At 72.1% G+C, this 14,270-nt stretch carries 10 protein-coding genes and 1 pseudogene; 7 read left to right on the plus strand and 4 right to left on the minus strand.

Translation table 11 applies throughout. The features are described from left to right. Positions 1 to 34: 34 nt before the first annotated feature. Together nuoN and R6Y94_RS35795 are read left to right on the plus strand one after the other, a co-directional pair. Positions 35 to 1,594, plus strand: coding sequence for an NADH-quinone oxidoreductase subunit NuoN (gene nuoN, locus R6Y94_RS35790; RefSeq protein ID WP_318400966.1), 1,560 nt, complete (start codon positions 35 to 37; stop codon positions 1,592 to 1,594). A gap of 66 nt (positions 1,595 to 1,660) precedes the next feature. Then, positions 1,661 to 2,704: a polyprenyl synthetase family protein gene (locus R6Y94_RS35795; protein WP_412102960.1), complete on the plus strand. Its 1,044-nt coding sequence runs from the start codon at positions 1,661 to 1,663 to the stop codon at positions 2,702 to 2,704. Positions 2,705 to 2,803: 99 nt separating this feature from the next. Here the strand turns inward: R6Y94_RS35795 and R6Y94_RS35800 are convergent, their stop codons facing one another. Continuing rightward, positions 2,804 to 4,099 carry an MFS transporter gene (locus R6Y94_RS35800; RefSeq protein ID WP_318400957.1) on the minus strand — a complete coding sequence of 432 codons (1,296 nt, stop codon included), beginning with the start codon at positions 4,097 to 4,099 and terminating at the stop codon, positions 2,804 to 2,806. Between the two features lie 152 nt (positions 4,100 to 4,251). On the opposite strand from R6Y94_RS35800, the gene R6Y94_RS35805 reads away from it, so the two are divergent. Then, the gene (locus R6Y94_RS35805) at positions 4,252 to 5,034 is read left to right on the plus strand and encodes an IclR family transcriptional regulator (protein WP_318400959.1); all 783 of its coding nucleotides are present in this window, start codon (positions 4,252 to 4,254) and stop codon (positions 5,032 to 5,034) included. A 118-nt stretch (positions 5,035 to 5,152) separates the two neighbouring features. On the opposite strand, the pseudogene R6Y94_RS35810 reads toward R6Y94_RS35805, so the two are convergent. Beyond that, a pseudogene (locus tag R6Y94_RS35810) lies at positions 5,153 to 7,264 on the minus strand (PhoX family protein); the annotation flags it as partial. Positions 7,265 to 7,570: 306 nt separating this feature from the next. Between R6Y94_RS35810 and R6Y94_RS35815 the strand changes: the two are divergent. The 3 genes from R6Y94_RS35815 (at position 7,571) to R6Y94_RS35825 (ending at position 9,583) form a co-directional block, all read left to right on the plus strand. Beyond that, positions 7,571 to 8,143: a sigma-70 family RNA polymerase sigma factor gene (locus R6Y94_RS35815; protein WP_318398889.1), complete on the plus strand. Its 573-nt coding sequence runs from the start codon at positions 7,571 to 7,573 to the stop codon at positions 8,141 to 8,143. Next, on the plus strand, positions 8,140 to 8,835 hold the full coding sequence (locus R6Y94_RS35820) for a zf-HC2 domain-containing protein (protein ID WP_318398888.1): 696 nt from the start codon (positions 8,140 to 8,142) through the stop codon (positions 8,833 to 8,835). The genes R6Y94_RS35815 and R6Y94_RS35820 overlap by 4 nt, the downstream gene beginning before the upstream one ends. Positions 8,836 to 8,992: 157 nt before the next feature. Continuing rightward, on the plus strand, positions 8,993 to 9,583 hold the full coding sequence (locus R6Y94_RS35825; RefSeq protein WP_318398887.1) for a DoxX family membrane protein: 591 nt from the start codon (positions 8,993 to 8,995) through the stop codon (positions 9,581 to 9,583). 359 nt (positions 9,584 to 9,942) lie between these two features. Here R6Y94_RS35825 and R6Y94_RS35830 read toward each other — a convergent pair whose 3' ends face one another. Next, entirely contained in the window at positions 9,943 to 11,553 is a 1,611-nt protein-coding gene (locus tag R6Y94_RS35830; protein WP_318398886.1) for an ABC-F family ATP-binding cassette domain-containing protein, read from the minus strand. Positions 11,554 to 11,639: 86 nt separating this feature from the next. Here R6Y94_RS35830 and R6Y94_RS35835 point away from each other — a divergent pair, with 86 nt between their 5' ends. Beyond that, the gene (locus R6Y94_RS35835) at positions 11,640 to 12,422 is read left to right on the plus strand and encodes a TetR/AcrR family transcriptional regulator (protein WP_318398885.1); all 783 of its coding nucleotides are present in this window, start codon (positions 11,640 to 11,642) and stop codon (positions 12,420 to 12,422) included. On the opposite strand, the gene R6Y94_RS35840 is transcribed toward R6Y94_RS35835, so the two are convergent. Further along, positions 12,385 to 13,983: a glycosyltransferase family 2 protein gene (locus R6Y94_RS35840; protein WP_318398884.1), complete on the minus strand. Its 1,599-nt coding sequence runs from the start codon at positions 13,981 to 13,983 to the stop codon at positions 12,385 to 12,387. The genes R6Y94_RS35835 and R6Y94_RS35840 overlap by 38 nt on opposite strands. Between the last annotated feature and the right edge of the window lie 287 nt (positions 13,984 to 14,270).

Raw genomic sequence — 14,270 nt, forward strand, 5'->3', positions numbered from 1 at the left:
GCCGGCTGCCAGTCGCGTACGTAAGGAAGGTCCGATAATGGATCTCAAGCTGCCGGACATCGACTACGCGGCTCTGGCACCGATCCTGGTGCTCTTCGGAGCCTCCGTGCTCGGCATCCTGGTCGAGGCGTTCGTCCCCCGGAAGAGCCGGCACTACACGCAGCTCGTCCTCGGCCTGCTGGCCGTGGCCGGCGCGCTGGTCGCGGTGGTGCTGAACGCGCACGACCGGCTGGTCACCGCCAGCTCGGCGATCGCGGTCGACGGCCCGACGCTCTTCCTCCAGGGCGCGATCCTGGTGCTCTCCGGGATGGCGCTGCTGCTGATCGGTGAGCGGTCGGTGCAGCGCGGCGGCGCGTTCGTGGCGCACGCCGCGGTCACCGTCGGGTCGCCGGAGGACCAGCGGCAGGCCGCCGACGAGGGCGGGGCGACCGAGGTCTACCCGCTGACCCTGTTCGCCATCTCCGGCATGCTGCTCTTCGTCGCCGCGAACGACCTGCTGACGATGTTCATCGCGCTGGAGGCGTTCTCGCTGCCGCTCTACCTGCTCTGCGCGCTGGCCCGGCGCCGGCGGCTGCTGAGCCAGGAGTCGGCACTGAAATACTTCCTGCTCGGCTCGTACGCCTCGGCGTTCTTCCTCTTCGGCATGGCGCTGGTCTACGGCTTCACGGTCGGGGCCGGCGGCACCGGCTCCGGTGGCGGCGTCGACTTCGGCACCATCCGGACCGCGGTCACCGACTCGGCCGCCAGCGAGGTGCTGCTCTTCGCCGGGCTCGCGCTGCTCTCCATCGGCCTGCTCTTCAAGATCGCGGCGGCGCCGTTCCACGTCTGGACCCCGGACGTCTACCAGGGCGCACCGACCCCGATCACCGGCTTCATGGCCGCCTGCACCAAGGTCGCCGCGTTCGGCGGTCTGCTCCGGGTGCTGCACGTCGCGTTCTCCGGGGCGAGCTGGGACTTCACTCCGGTGCTCGGCGCCATCGCGGTACTGACCATGCTGGTCGGGGCGGTGCTCGCGGTCACCCAGACGGACATCAAGCGGCTGCTCGCGTACTCCTCGGTGGCGAACGCCGGTTACCTGCTGGTCGGTGCCCTGGTGCTCTCCAAGGACGGGCTGTCCAGCACGATGTTCTACCTCGTCGCGTACGGCTTCACGGTGCTCGCCGCGTTCGGCGTGGTGACCCTGGTCCGGGACGCGGACGGCGAGGCGACCCACCTGTCCCGGTGGGCCGGGCTGGGCCGGCGTTCGCCGCTCTATGCCGGGCTCTTCACCTTCCTGCTGCTCGCCTTCGCCGGTATCCCGCTGACCAGCGGCTTCACCAGCAAGTTCGCGGTGTTCGGGGCGGCGCTCGACGCCGGTCAGGTCTGGCTGGTGATCGTGGGTGTGCTGACCAGCATGATCCTCGCCTTCCCGTACCTGCGGGTCGTGGTGATGATGTGGCTCTCCGAGCCGGGCGAGTCCACTCCGACGGTGTCGCTGCCGGGTGGGCTGACCGCGGCAGCCCTGATGATCGGGGTCGTCGCCACGCTGGTACTCGGGGTGGCCCCGGCGCCGCTGCTGGATCTCGCCAACGGCGCCGCCGAATTCGTCCGATGACGGGCCGCCCCCGCGCCCGTTCCGAGGTCAACCGCCCCCGACCAGGGGTTGGCCGGCGGGTGTGGCATGGTTGAAGGCGTGGGGGGAACGGCTGGCGGCATGGCGGCGCTCGGGCTGGACACGATCGGGCTCGAGTTCGCGGATGCCCGCGTGGAAGCATCGGTGGCCAGCGTGCTGGCCAGAGTGGAGACGGAGCTGCGCGACAACGTCGCCAGCGCCGATCCCATGGTGGACGAGGCGGCCCGGCACCTGGTCGATGCCGGCGGCAAGCGGTTCCGGCCACTGCTGGTGGCGCTGGGCGCCCAGTTCGGTGATCCGGCCGCCCCGCAGGTCGTACCGGCGGCGGTGGTGATCGAGCTCACCCACCTCGCCACGCTCTACCACGACGACGTGATGGACGAGGCGTCGGTGCGTCGGGGTGCGCCGAGCGCCAACTCCCGGTGGGGCAACTCGGTGGCGATCCTGGTCGGCGACTACCTCTTCGCCCGGGCCGCCGACATCGCCGCGGACCTCGGCACCGAGGCGGTCCGGTTGCAGGCCCGGACGTTCGCCCGGCTGGTGCACGGGCAGATCGCCGAGACCGTCGGCCCGCGCGACGCCGACCCGGTCGCGCACTACCTGAACGTGATCGCCGAGAAGACCGGTTCCCTGATCGCCACCTCGGCCCGGTTCGGCGGCATGTTCGGCGGCGCCCAGGCCATGCACATCGAGGCGTTGGCCGGGTACGGCGAGACCATCGGGGTCGCCTTCCAGCTCTCCGACGACCTGCTCGACATCTCCTCCGAGTCGGTGCAGTCCGGCAAGACCCCCGGCACCGACCTGCGGGAGGGCGTGCCGACCCTGCCGGTGCTCTACGCGCTCGGCGCCGACGACGGCGACGCGGCCTCGGTGCGGCTGCGCGAGATCCTCTCGCTCGGCCCGATCACCGACGACGCGCTGCACGCCGAGGCGCTCGGCCTGCTCCGCGAGTCTCCGGCGCTGAAGCGGGCCCGGGAGACCGTCCGCAGCTACGCCGAGGAGGCCCGGTCCTGCCTCGCCCCGCTGCCCGACACCGGCCCCCGGCAGGCTCTCGAATCGCTCTGCGACTTCATCGCCGACCGCACCGGCTGAGCCGCCCGGGACGCCGCTCGGAACCTGTTCGCGATACCGGCTGACGGCGCCGCACGACGCGGTGGCGGCGCTGTCCGGTCGGGGGTGGACGGGCGGGGGTCAGGCCACGGCGGAATCCGTCTCGCCGGTCTCGTGGTGTTCGGCCGGCCTACGACGCTGCCGGGGCACCCGGGCCGAACCACCGACCGGCGGGGTGGCGCCGCCGACCCGGCGCCGGAGCGAGGTCAGCAGCATCCGCCGGCCGACCAGCATCAGCCCGGCGGCGAGCAGCATCGCCGCCGCCGCGACCAGCCACATCGTCGGGTACCCGAGGTGTTCGGCGAGGGTACCGAGGCCGAGCGGGCCGAGGCAGCCGCCCGCGTACACCCCGGTCTGGGTGATCGAGGTGGCGGTGGTCGGTGCCTGCGGATGCAGCCGGACCACGGCGAAGTTGAGCACCCCGGGCCAGGCCCAGCCCAGGCCGAACGCGAGTACCACGCCGACCACCAGGGCCAGCGGAGCGGCCAGGTGCAGCAGGCCCAGCCCGGCGGCACCGACCACCAGCATCGCGGCGACGGTGTTGAGGTGGCCGCCGGAGCGGCGGTCCGCCAGTGCGCCCATCAGGATCCGGGAGAGCAGGCAGACGGCGCCGCCGAGGGTGAGCACCAGCCCGGCGACTCCCGGGGAGAGTCCACGGGCCGCCGCGGAGTCGACCAGGAAGGTGCCGAGGGCGTTCGCCGAGCCGGCCGCCAGGGTGCCGGCCACGCCGAGGGCGACCAGCGCCCCGGTCGCCCGGCCGCCGCGCCGCGCTGCCGGGTCCGCCACCTGCCGCTGACCGGTCGGTACGACCGGCAGGATCGCCAGTGCCAGTACGGCGGCGGCGACGAACGCCCAGCGCCAGCCGACGGTCAGCGCCAGTGCCGGTACGGCGGCCCCGGCGAGCAGGGTACCGGCCGGAATGGCGGCCTGTTTGATCCCGAAGGAGAGGCCCTGCCGGCCGGGCGGTACCCGGTGCGCCAGGGTGGCGTTGCTGGACATCTGCCCGAGCGGGTTGGCCACGGCGACCGCCGCCAGCAGGGCGAGCAGCACGGGGTAGGAGCGGGCCACGGCGGCGACCGCCAGCATCGCGGCGGCGACCAGCAGCAGGCTGGCCCGGGCGGCGGCGGTCGGGCCGTACCGCTCGACGAGGGCGCCGGACGGGACGGAGGCGAGCGCGCTCACGCCGAAGTAGACCGCGACGGCCAGCCCCAGCCCGGCGGGAGAGAAGTCCAACTCGGCGCCGAGTTGCACGGCGAGTCCGCCGATCAGGAAGACCGGCAGTACGCCGGCCACCGTGATGACCGCGGCGGCGAGCACGGTACGAGTCGGCCGGGCAAAGGTTACGGATTCCGGGGTGTCAGCGGTTAGATCGGCCATTTGGGACGAGCCTACGCGAGCTACCCGTATGAACCGATCGTGTCCGTCGCTGTACGCACGGTCGCTGTAGATCTGGCATCCTCAATCCGATCGGGCATTTCGCAGGCGCCCGGTTTTTCATATTCTGTAAGTCCCCGGCGGCGGAGGTGGTTGTGCGCGACCCCTTGGCGGAACCTTCGGACCTGATCCGCAGCGTGTCGCGTGCCTTGCGCGTGCTCGAAGCGGTGGGACGGGCACCGAAGGGCCTGACCGTGAAACAGATTGCCCGGCGTTGCGAGTTGACTGTGGCCACCACGTACCACCTGGTGCGCACGCTCGCCTACGAGGGCTACGTGATCAGGCGCGAAGACGGCACGTACATCGTCGGGTTGGAGGTGGCGGACCGGTACCGCGAACTGGTCACCGCGTTCCGTGGGCCGCCGGCGGTGGGCGAGTCGCTGCGTCGGGCCGCCTCGGACACGGGCTACAGCCACTACCTGGGGCGGTTCGTCGGCGGGCAGGTGGCGATCACCGCGCTCGCCGAGGGGCCCCGGTCGCCGTACCTGGAGGACCTGGTGCCCGGCTTCGACGAGGGCGCTCACGCCACCGCGCTCGGCAAGGCGCTGCTGGCCACCCTCACCCCGGAGCAGCGGTTCCGCTACCTCCGCGAGTACGGCATGCGGCCGTTCACCTCGGCGACCCTGGTCGCCGCCGACGCGTTCGAGGCGGACCTGGCGGCAGGCGACCGGCGCGGGATGCACCTGGAACTGGGCCAGTTCCGGCACGGCGTCGCCTGCGCGGCCGTGCTGGTCACCCCGGACAAGGACATGGAACGGCGGGTGGTGCTCGCCTGCGCGCTGCCGGCCGCCGAGATGATGACCTCGGCCCGGGTGGTCCGCGCCAAGCTGCTCGCGGTGGCCCGCGCCGTCGCCGACGGCCTCGCCTCGGAGGCCTAGCGGCTGCGCCGGACCGGTCCCGGAACCGGAACGTGGTCTCCTGCCACCCCGCGAAGGGGGGCAGGAGACCACCGGGGGGGCGGTGCTCCGGTTTCGGCGGGCACCCTACCCCGACGTCGCCGTCGAGGCGCCAGGTGACCACCACGCCGGGCTTGGCGAAGTCGCCGTCCGGCCAGTTCGACGCCGGGTTCTCCAGCGACGCCCCGGTCAGCTCGCCCGGGTGCTGCACGGCGACGAAGACCGAGCGGTTGTCCGTGGTGATGAACGGCCCACAGGTCTCCGCGCCGAGCGGCACGGTGAGGAACTGCTTGAGGTGCCCGCGCTCCGGTCCCTCGATGGCGGTGGCGAAGAGGCCGTCGTTGCTGCCCAGCGCGTTGCCGTCGGTGGAGATCCAAAGGTTGCCGGAGCCGTCGAACGCCACGTTGTCCGGGCAGGAGATCGGCGACACCTTGGTCTTGTCGTAGCCGGCGAAGTACGTCGACGGGTCGGTCGGGTCGCCGCAGACGATCGGCACCGACCAGGCGAAGGTCTCCGAGGTGTTGTCGCCCCGGTCCTCGACCAGCTCCAGCACGTGCCCGTGCTTGTTGTTGGTCCGCGGGTTCGCCTCGTCGGCCTTCGGGTTGGTCCCGACCCCCCGGTTGGTGTTGTTGGTCAGCGCCACGTACACCTTGCCGGTGAGCTGGCTCGGCTCGACGTCCTCCGGACGGTCCATCTTGGTCGCCCCGACCGCGTCACCGGCGAGCCGGGTGAAGGTGAGCACGTCGGCGGCGGTCATGCCGGGGACGTACGACGTGTTGCCCCGGACCAGCTTGATCCACCTACCCCGGCCGTTGAACGCGCCGTCGGCCGGCAGCTTGCCCGAGCCGTCGATCTCACCGGCGCTGGTCTGGTCGAGCTTCGCGACGTAGAGGGTGCCGGACTCCAGCAGGGTGAGGTTGTGCTCCCGGGCGGTCCAGGAGTCACCCTTCTTGAACTTTTTGTCCGAGACGAACTTGTAGAGGTAATCGAACCGCTCGTCGTCGCCCATGTACGCCACGACCCGGTCGTCCTTGGCCACGATGACGTTCGCGCCCTCGTGCTTGAACCGGCCCAGCGCGGTGTGCTTGCGCGGCTTCGACTCCGGGTCGAACGGGTCGACCTCGACGACCCAGCCGAACCGGTGCGCCTCGTTGGGGTGCTTCGCCAGGTCGAACCGCTCGTCGGCGCGCTCCCACTTGCGGCTGTCCGACGGGTAGCGGGCGGTGGTGCTGATGCCGTACCGGGCCAGCTTCGGCTTGAGCGTCTCCGGCGCGCCGTCGGCGCCGACGAAGTACTGGTTGAAGTTCTCCTCGCCGGAGAGCACCGTGCCCCACGGGGTGATCCCACCCGCGCAGTTGTTCAGGGTGCCGATCGCGGTCCGGCCCCTCGGGTCGGCTGCGGTCTTCAGCCAGGCCGAGCCGGCCGCCGGGCCGGTGAACTCGAACTTCGTCGTGTGCGCGGTGATCCGCCGGTTGTACTTCAGCCTGCCCTTGCGGACCGGCTTCCACGCGCCGCTCTCGCCGACCCGCTCCAGCTCCAGCACCGAGAGCCCGTGCGCGGCCATTGCCACCCGGATCTGCTCGACGCTCATCGCGTCGAAGGTGGTGAAGTTCGGGAACATCAGGTTCTCGTTGGTGTACTCGTGGTTCACCACCAGCAGGGCCCGCTCGCCCTTGCGGTCCAGCGGGAGTACGCCGACGAAGTCGTTGTTGTAGCCGAACTGCTGGGACTGCCGGGCGGCGGTCTGCTTGTGCACATCCAGGCCGGGTGCGCCGGGCAGCACCGGGTCGCCCCAGCGGATCACCACGGAGTGGTCGTACCCGTTCGGCACCACCAGGTTGTCGAGCTTGTTCGGCGGGATCGGCTTGAAGGTGAGCGCCGAGTTGCCGGGCCGCCGGGCCGGCGTGAAGCTGTCCACCTCGGGCAGTGCCGGGCCGGATCCGTTCCCAGGAGCGGCCATCGCCGGCGATCCGGCGAGCGCGCCGGCCGCCGCGCCGCCGAAGCCGAGCACCAGCGCGCCGACCGCGCCGGCCCGGACGACTCCGCGCCGGCTCACCTCGGCCTGGACCACGTCGCCGAAGTACGGGTTGTCGGACTCGTTGGGCACCGGGTGCGCACAGGCGTTTCCGCAACGGTATATGCAGGTCATGGCGTCGCGCCCGCCGTGGCCCGAGGGGCCGAGCAGGGGGAGCAGCCGGGGTCGCTCGGTCATGGAGATGGAGCCTCCTCGCCAATGTCAGGGATGCGCGCCCTTGACGCCTCGGGTAATGCGCACGAGGGCGCGTGCCTGCCGGACGCTAGGAGCACGCCGTGAGCGGCGTCCGGCGGTCCGGTGAACCACGGGTGAACATCCCCAGGAAGCGGGCTGTTCCGGACGCTGTCGTCCGTCGGGCTGACGCAGGGGTGTCCGGCAGGGTGATCGGGCCCGGCCGGTAGGCCGATGCCGCCCGCCGTCCCGTCCTGAGTTCACCCCGTCCGAGCATCTCGCCCGCCTTCGGTTGAACCGTCCTGGCGGCGGATGCGTGAAACCGAGAGCCGGGGCTGGTCGGACGGAGCGGGCGGGAGGCGGAGAGACATCAGCGACCAGGACGCCGAACTGCTGCGCGCCATGCACGACGAGCACGGTGACGCGCTGCTGGCGCATGCCCTGCGACTCACCGGCGGCGACCGGCAGCGGGCCGAGGACCTGGTGCAGGAGACGCTGTTGCGGGCGTGGCGGCATCCGGAGGCGCTCGACCCGCAGCGGGGGCCGGTGCGGGCCTGGCTCTTCACCATCGCCCGCAACCTCGCCATCGACGCCTGGCGGCGGCGCAGCGCCCGGATCGGCGAGGTGATCACCGACGAACTGCCCGAGCCGCCGCAGGTGGTCGACGAGGCGGACCGGGCGGTGGAGGCCTGGACGGTGGCGGAGGCGCTCAACCGGCTCTCGCCGTCGCACCGGGAGGTGCTGGTGGAGTGCTTCTACCAGGGCCGGTCGGTGACCGAGGCGGCCGCCCGGCTGGGCGTACCGCCGGGCACGGTGAAGTCGCGGACGCACTACGCGCTGCGGTCGCTGCGACTGGTACTGGCGGAGATGGGGGTGACCGGGTGACGAATTGCGAGTACGCCCACGATGACGGGGCGTACGTGCTGGGCGCCCTGTCTCCCGCCGAGCGGGCCGCGTACGAGCGGCACCTGGCCGGCTGCCCGGCATGCCGGGAGGCGGTCGCCGAGATCGCCGTACTGCCGGGACTGCTGGGCCGGCTCGATCCGGCCGGGCTGGAGGAGATCGCCACCGCACCGAGCACCGGTGAACGGCTGCCGAGGCTGCTCGACGAGGCCCGGGCCCATCGGCACCGCGAGCGCCGACGCGGCCGGCTCCGCACCGGTGGACTGGCCCTGGTCGCCGCCGCGCTGGCCGCCGTGCTCGGGTTCGGGGTCGCCGTACCGGTGGTCGGGGACCGGAACCCCGGCACCGACGTCGAGGTGCGGATGGTCGCCATGCAGCCGGTCCGCGGCAACGTGCCGGTGAGTGCCGAGATCGGCTTCGACGGTACGCGCTGGGGCACCGTGATCACGATGCGCTGCCAGTACGCGAAGACCAGGGACTACACCAAGGCGTACACCTTCCGGCTGGTGGCGCACGGCCCGAACGGCGAGACGGAGCAAGTCGGCTCCTGGCTCGCCGCTCCCGGCGACGACGCCACCTTCACCGGCGTCACCCGGTTCACCAGGTCCGAGCTGATCCGCCTGGAACTCCTCCGGTACGACAACACCCCGCTGCTCGCCTACGACGTGCCGTAGGTCGCGGTGATCCGGTCCCGGGACGCCGTCGGGCCTTTGGTCCCGGATCCGGCCCGGTCCTTGGTCCCGCCCATTGAGGTGTTCGGACCCGGGTGCGGCGGCGCCGGGCCGAGCAGAGTGATGGGTGTCAGGACAAGGGTCGACCTCGGAGGCCACGATGACCACCCGCCACTCCATCCGCCCGATCACCACGCCGCTGGAGCGGGCCGACTCGCCCGGCGCGATGTTGACCAAGACCGGCGCCAAGGCGCTCGCCGTGCTGCGTATCTCGACCGGCTTCGTGTTCCTCTGGGCCTTCCTGGACAAGGCCTTCGGCCTTAACTATTCGACGCCGTCGGCCAGGGCCTGGATCAACGGCGGCTCGCCGACCGAGGGCTTCCTCTCGCACGTCTCGGTCGGCCCGTTCGAGTCGATCGCGCACAGCATCGCCGGCACCTGGTGGGCCAACTGGCTCTTCATGCTCGGCATGCTCGCCGTCGGCGTCGCGTTGATCGCCGGCATCGGCCTGCGGGTCGCCGCAGCCTCGGGCGCACTGATCATGGTGCTGATGTGGTTCGCGGAGTTTCCCCTCGCCCAGCACACCAGCGCCGGTGAGCCCACCGGCTCCACCAACCCGCTGACCGACTACCACTTCGTCTACGCCGCGGTGCTGATCGTGCTGGCCGCGACGTACGCCGGCCACACCTGGGGACTGGGTCGAGTGTGGGCGCGGCTGCCCTTCGTGCAGCGGCACCGCTGGATGATCTGACCAACCAGTGGCCGCCCCGGCGGCGGCCCACGACTCCCCAGCCGTGGGGGGGGGGCCGCCCCCCCCCCCCCCCGCCCCGCCGGGGTGGGGGGGGGGGTGGGGCTCGTCCCACCCTGGGCCCCCCCCGGCGGCGCCCCACCACTCCCCCGCCGTCTCGCGGACCGTACCCCCCACGGTCCGCGAGACTCGTTCTGTGGTCAGGTGTGCGGCCGAGCTGGCGCTTCGGCACCGATGATCGCTGGTCGGTCGGTGGCCTGGCGGATCCGCCCCGGACGAGGTCGTTTGTCCAGACACGACCCTTATCGAGACACGGGCAGTAGTGTCAAGACTCCAGGCCGAAGCTGCCGCCGGCAGATAACTCAGCGCTCCCGTTCCACCCGGCCCTCGGTCCAGACTGGTTCGTCGGTCTCCACCACCCGGCCGTCGGCGCCGAACAGCAGGTAGCGGTCGGTGTGTGCGGCGAACCAGCGGTCGTGGGTGACCGTGAGGACCGTGCCGGCGAAGCCCTCCAGGCCGCGTTGCAGCGCGTCGGCGCTGGCCAGGTCGAGGTTGTCGGTCGGCTCGTCGAGCAGCAGCAGGGTCGCCCCGGCCAGTTCGAGCAGCAGGATCTGCAACCGGGCCTGCTCGCCGCCGGAGAGGCTCTGGAAGGGCTGGTCCCAGGCGGGCGCGATCTCGTAGCGGGCCAGGGCCGCCATCGCGTCGTTGCGGGGCAGGGCATGCCCGGTCATCAGGATCTCGGCGGGGGTGCGGCCGTACAGGTCCGGGCGGGCGTGGGTCTGGGCGAAGAGCCCGGGTACGACCCGGGCACCGAGCCGTACCGTGCCCCGATGCGGGACCTGATCGGCCCCGGCCAGCAGCCGGAGGAACTGGGACTTGCCGGAGCCGTTGGAGCCGAGCACGGCGACCCGCTCGCCGTACCAGATCTCCAGGTCGAACGGGCGCATCAGCCCGGTCAGTTCGAGTTGCTGGCAGACCAGGGCCTGCTTGCCGGTACGCCCGCCGCGCAGCCGGATCCGCACGTTCTGCTCCTTCGGCGGCCGGGTCGGCGGTCCCGCCTCCTCGAACCGGGCCAGTCGACTCCGCGCCGCCCGGTACGCCGAGGCGAGCGCGTCGTTGCGGGCGGCGCCCTGCCGGGCGGTGTGCACCAGGTGCCGGAGCCGGGCGTGCTCCTCCTCCCATCGGCGGCGCCGGTCGTCGAGCCGGTCGACCCGGTCCTGCCGGGCGGCCGGATAGCTGGCGAAACCGCCGCCGTGCACCCAGACCTGCCGGTCCTCGACGGTGACGATCCGGTCGGCCGCCTCGGCGAGCAGTTGCCGGTCGTGCGAGATCAGCAGCACCGTCTTGGCGCTGGCCCGCAGTTGCCGCTCCAGCCACTGCTTGCCGGGTACGTCGAGGTAGTTGTCGGGCTCGTCGAGCAGCAGCAGTTGGTCGGGGCCGCGAAGCAGCGCCTCCAGTACGAGTCGCTTCTGTTCGCCGCCGGAGAGGGTGTTGACGTCCCGCCCGGCAGCCCGCTCGTACGGCAGCCCGAGCGCCTCGGTGGTCACGGCGTCCCAGACGACTTCGAGGTCGTAGCCGCCGGCCTCGACGTACTCGGTGACGGCGTGCGCGTAGCGGAGCTGGGCCGGCTCGTCGTCGCGTTCGCGCAGGCTGTGCTCGGCGGCGGCGAGTTCGGCGGTGGCCTGGCGGATCCGCGCGGGTGCCACCGAGAGCAGCAGGTCGCCGACGCTGCGGTGGTCGCGGATGGTGCCGATGAACTGCCGCATCACGCCGAGCCCGCCGGAGGTGACGATCTCGCCGGCGGTCGGGGTCAGGTCTCCGGCGACCAGCCGGAGCAGGGTGGTCTTGCCGGCGCCGTTCGGCCCGACCAGCGCGGCGGTGCCCCCGTCGGCGACCCGGAACGAGACGTCGTCGAGGAGTGGCCGCCCGTCCGGCAGCCGGTGGTGCAGGTGCCTGATCTCGACGTGTGCCACGGGGACCTCCGGCGAGGCATCTAGACCGACGTTCTAGAGTCTAGAACGACGTTCTAGAGCCGGAACGCCGGACTAGAATCCGGGCCATGACAGGTGTGTGGTTGCGGCCTCCGCGCTCCCCGGGCCGCAGCGGGCCGCCGCTGCACCGGGACCGGATCGTCGCTGCGGCGGTCGAGCTGCTCGACCGGGAGGGCGTCGCCGGGCTCACCATGCGCCGGCTCGCCGAGCGGCTGGGTGCCGGGTCGACCACGCTCTACTGGCACGTGACCAACAAGGACGACGTACTCGACCTGGCGCTGGACCAGATCTTCGGCGAGGTGCTCCTCCCCGAACCGGATTCGACGACGACGGCGACGACGGTGGCGACGACGGATCGGACGACGGCGTCGACGACGACCGAGGAGCCGCCGACCGGGGACTGGCGGGCCGACGTCGAGACGCTGCTGCTCGGCTGGCGGGCGGCGATGCTCCGGCACCCGTGGTCGGCGGCACTGGTCGGCCGGCCGCTGCTCGGGCCGAACGTGTTGACCCGGACCGAGTTCCTCCAGTCCGCGCTGCGTCGGGCCGGGCTGGTCGAGCCGGACCTGAGCGCCGCCACGCATGCGCTGGCCAACTACGTCATCGGGGCCGCCGTCACGCTCTCGTCGTGGCGGCGGCTCGGCGATCCCGGGTCGCGGCAGGCCGCCCGGCAGCACCTCGCCGCCCAGCGGGAGCGCTATCCCACCCTGGTCGAGACCGGGCACCTGGACGACCGGGACGAGGACGGCACCTTCCGGCGCGGGCTGGCGTACCTGCTCGACGGCCTGCCCGCCGATCGCCGGCCCGGAGCGGTCAGCGGCGGCGGAGCTTCTGGCGCAACCGGGCGGTGACCCGGCCGGGGGTGACCGGCACGACCGAGATCATCAGCCGGCCGGACTCGTCCCTGGTCGGGGTGAGCAGATAGAGCCGGGCGCCACGGCGGCGTACCAGCGGCACCGCCCGGTCCAGCCGGGGCGCCCGCAACGCGGCCGCGCCACCCGCACCCGCCGCGCTGTTCGCGCCGAGCGCCCGGTCGGGGTCGAAGGGGCCGACCTGGGCCGAGACGATCCGGCGCCGGCCGGTCGCGATTCCGCCGTCGAGCAGGTCGGCGGCGCGGAACCTGACCCGTACGGTGCTGCCGGCGTCGCCCCGGGCGATCACCACGGTCTCGGCCGGGATCTCCTCCGCGCTCACGGTGAGCGGGTCGGCACCGGCCCCGGTCAGGTCCGGCAGCGGCGAGTACCCGGTGATCGTCAGCACCCGCTCGCCCCGCTCGTCGTCCTCCCAGCCGAAACCGGTGGCGTCCAGCTTGGCCGGCCACTCCGGCACCGCCGTCACGTCGAAACAGGAGTCCGGCAGGCCACGCGCCGGATCGCGGAAGCCGGGGTACGCCGCGTACCGCCGGGCACCCTCGACCAGCGTCGCCGGCACCCCCACCTCGGCATCCTGCCGGATCACCGCGAGCAGGTCGTCGAGGCTGCCGTCCCGGGTCAGCGCGTACCGGATCCGGGTCTCGGCGCCCAACTGCTCGGCGATCTCCTCGGTCAGGTGTTCCGCCACCAGCCGCCCGACGCCGTCGTGCACCGCCTGCTGAGTGGCCCGGTCGAGCCGGAGCAGGTCGTCCTCGACCAGCTTGGCGACCTCGTGGTCGAACCGGCGCACCAGGATTGCGTCGCGGCGCTTGCCCGGCTCGATCAGTTCGGCCACGAACGCGAGGTTCGCCTCGACGGTACGCAGCCGTTCCAGGTGCCGGCTCAGATAGGTGATGTTGGTGGCGCTGAACCGGCGTACGGCGTAGTAGAACTCGTAGTCGGCCAGCACCGAGATCCGCCGGGCCCGGTAGCACGCCTCCAGGGTGAACGGCAGGTCGCTGGCGATCCGGAGCTCCTCCCGGTAGCGGATGGCGTGCCGGTCGAGCAGCTCCTTGCGGAACAGCTTGGTGTTGGCCAGCGACCGGGGCAGGGCTGAGTCGAAGAGGTCCACGTCGACCGCGCTGCGGGCGAAGATGTCCTGGTAGATGTGTCGGCTGTTGACCCCGACCACCTTGCCGAGCACCACGTCGGAGTCCCAGGCGTCGGCGGCGGTGACCAGCCGGTCCAGTGCCTCCGGGCCGAGGTGGTCGTCGGCACCGACGAAGAAGACGTACCGGCCGGTGGCGGCGTCGAGGCCCCGGTTGCACGGGCCGGCCGGGCCGCCCGAGTTCGGCTGGTGGATGACGGTGAAGACCTCGGGATAGCGGGCGGCGTACCGCTCCAGCTCGGCGCCGCTGCGGTCGGTCGATCCGTCGTCCACCGCGACGACCTGCATCCGGGGCAGGCCGATGGTCTGCCGGACCAGCGAATCCAGGCACCGGGTCAGATAGGGCATGGTGTTGTAGACCGGCACCACCACGCTGACGTCCGGCGCGCTCATCGGGCGTTGGCCTCCATTCTCCGCAGGTTCACCTGCCCGATTCCTCGAATTCACCCATTCGATTTCCCGGACCTCGGCTGAATTGACGGCGAGTGTACGTCAACAACCCGTCCCAGGCCTCCGCCACCGTTGTTCATCTAGTGTTCACCCAATTCGCCAAGGCTGCCGCCTGGCGGCCCCGACACCGTACGGTCGGCTGCCGCCCCACCAATGTACGCGCATTCTCCGCTTTGAATTAACCTGCGCATCCTGTTCGCCAAATAACGTTCACGTCCGGTATTGCCCGA

The organism is Plantactinospora sp. KLBMP9567, from assembly GCF_033446045.1.
GTDB lineage: Bacteria > Actinomycetota > Actinomycetes > Mycobacteriales > Micromonosporaceae > Plantactinospora.

Bases quoted from the DNA above. Each gene is read 5' to 3' on its own strand.
- R6Y94_RS35795 (WP_412102960.1), top strand. From the start codon at position 1,661: ATGGTTGAAGGCGTGGGGGGAACGGCTGGCGGCATGGCGGCGCTCGGG.
- R6Y94_RS35800 (WP_318400957.1), bottom strand. From the start codon at position 4,099: ATGGCCGATCTAACCGCTGACACCCCGGAATCCGTAACCTTTGCCCGG.
- R6Y94_RS35815 (WP_318398889.1), top strand. From the start codon at position 7,571: ATGCGTGAAACCGAGAGCCGGGGCTGGTCGGACGGAGCGGGCGGGAGG.
- R6Y94_RS35825 (WP_318398887.1), top strand. From the start codon at position 8,993: ATGACCACCCGCCACTCCATCCGCCCGATCACCACGCCGCTGGAGCGG.
- R6Y94_RS35835 (WP_318398885.1), top strand. From the start codon at position 11,640: ATGACAGGTGTGTGGTTGCGGCCTCCGCGCTCCCCGGGCCGCAGCGGG.
- R6Y94_RS35840 (WP_318398884.1), bottom strand. From the start codon at position 13,983: ATGAGCGCGCCGGACGTCAGCGTGGTGGTGCCGGTCTACAACACCATG.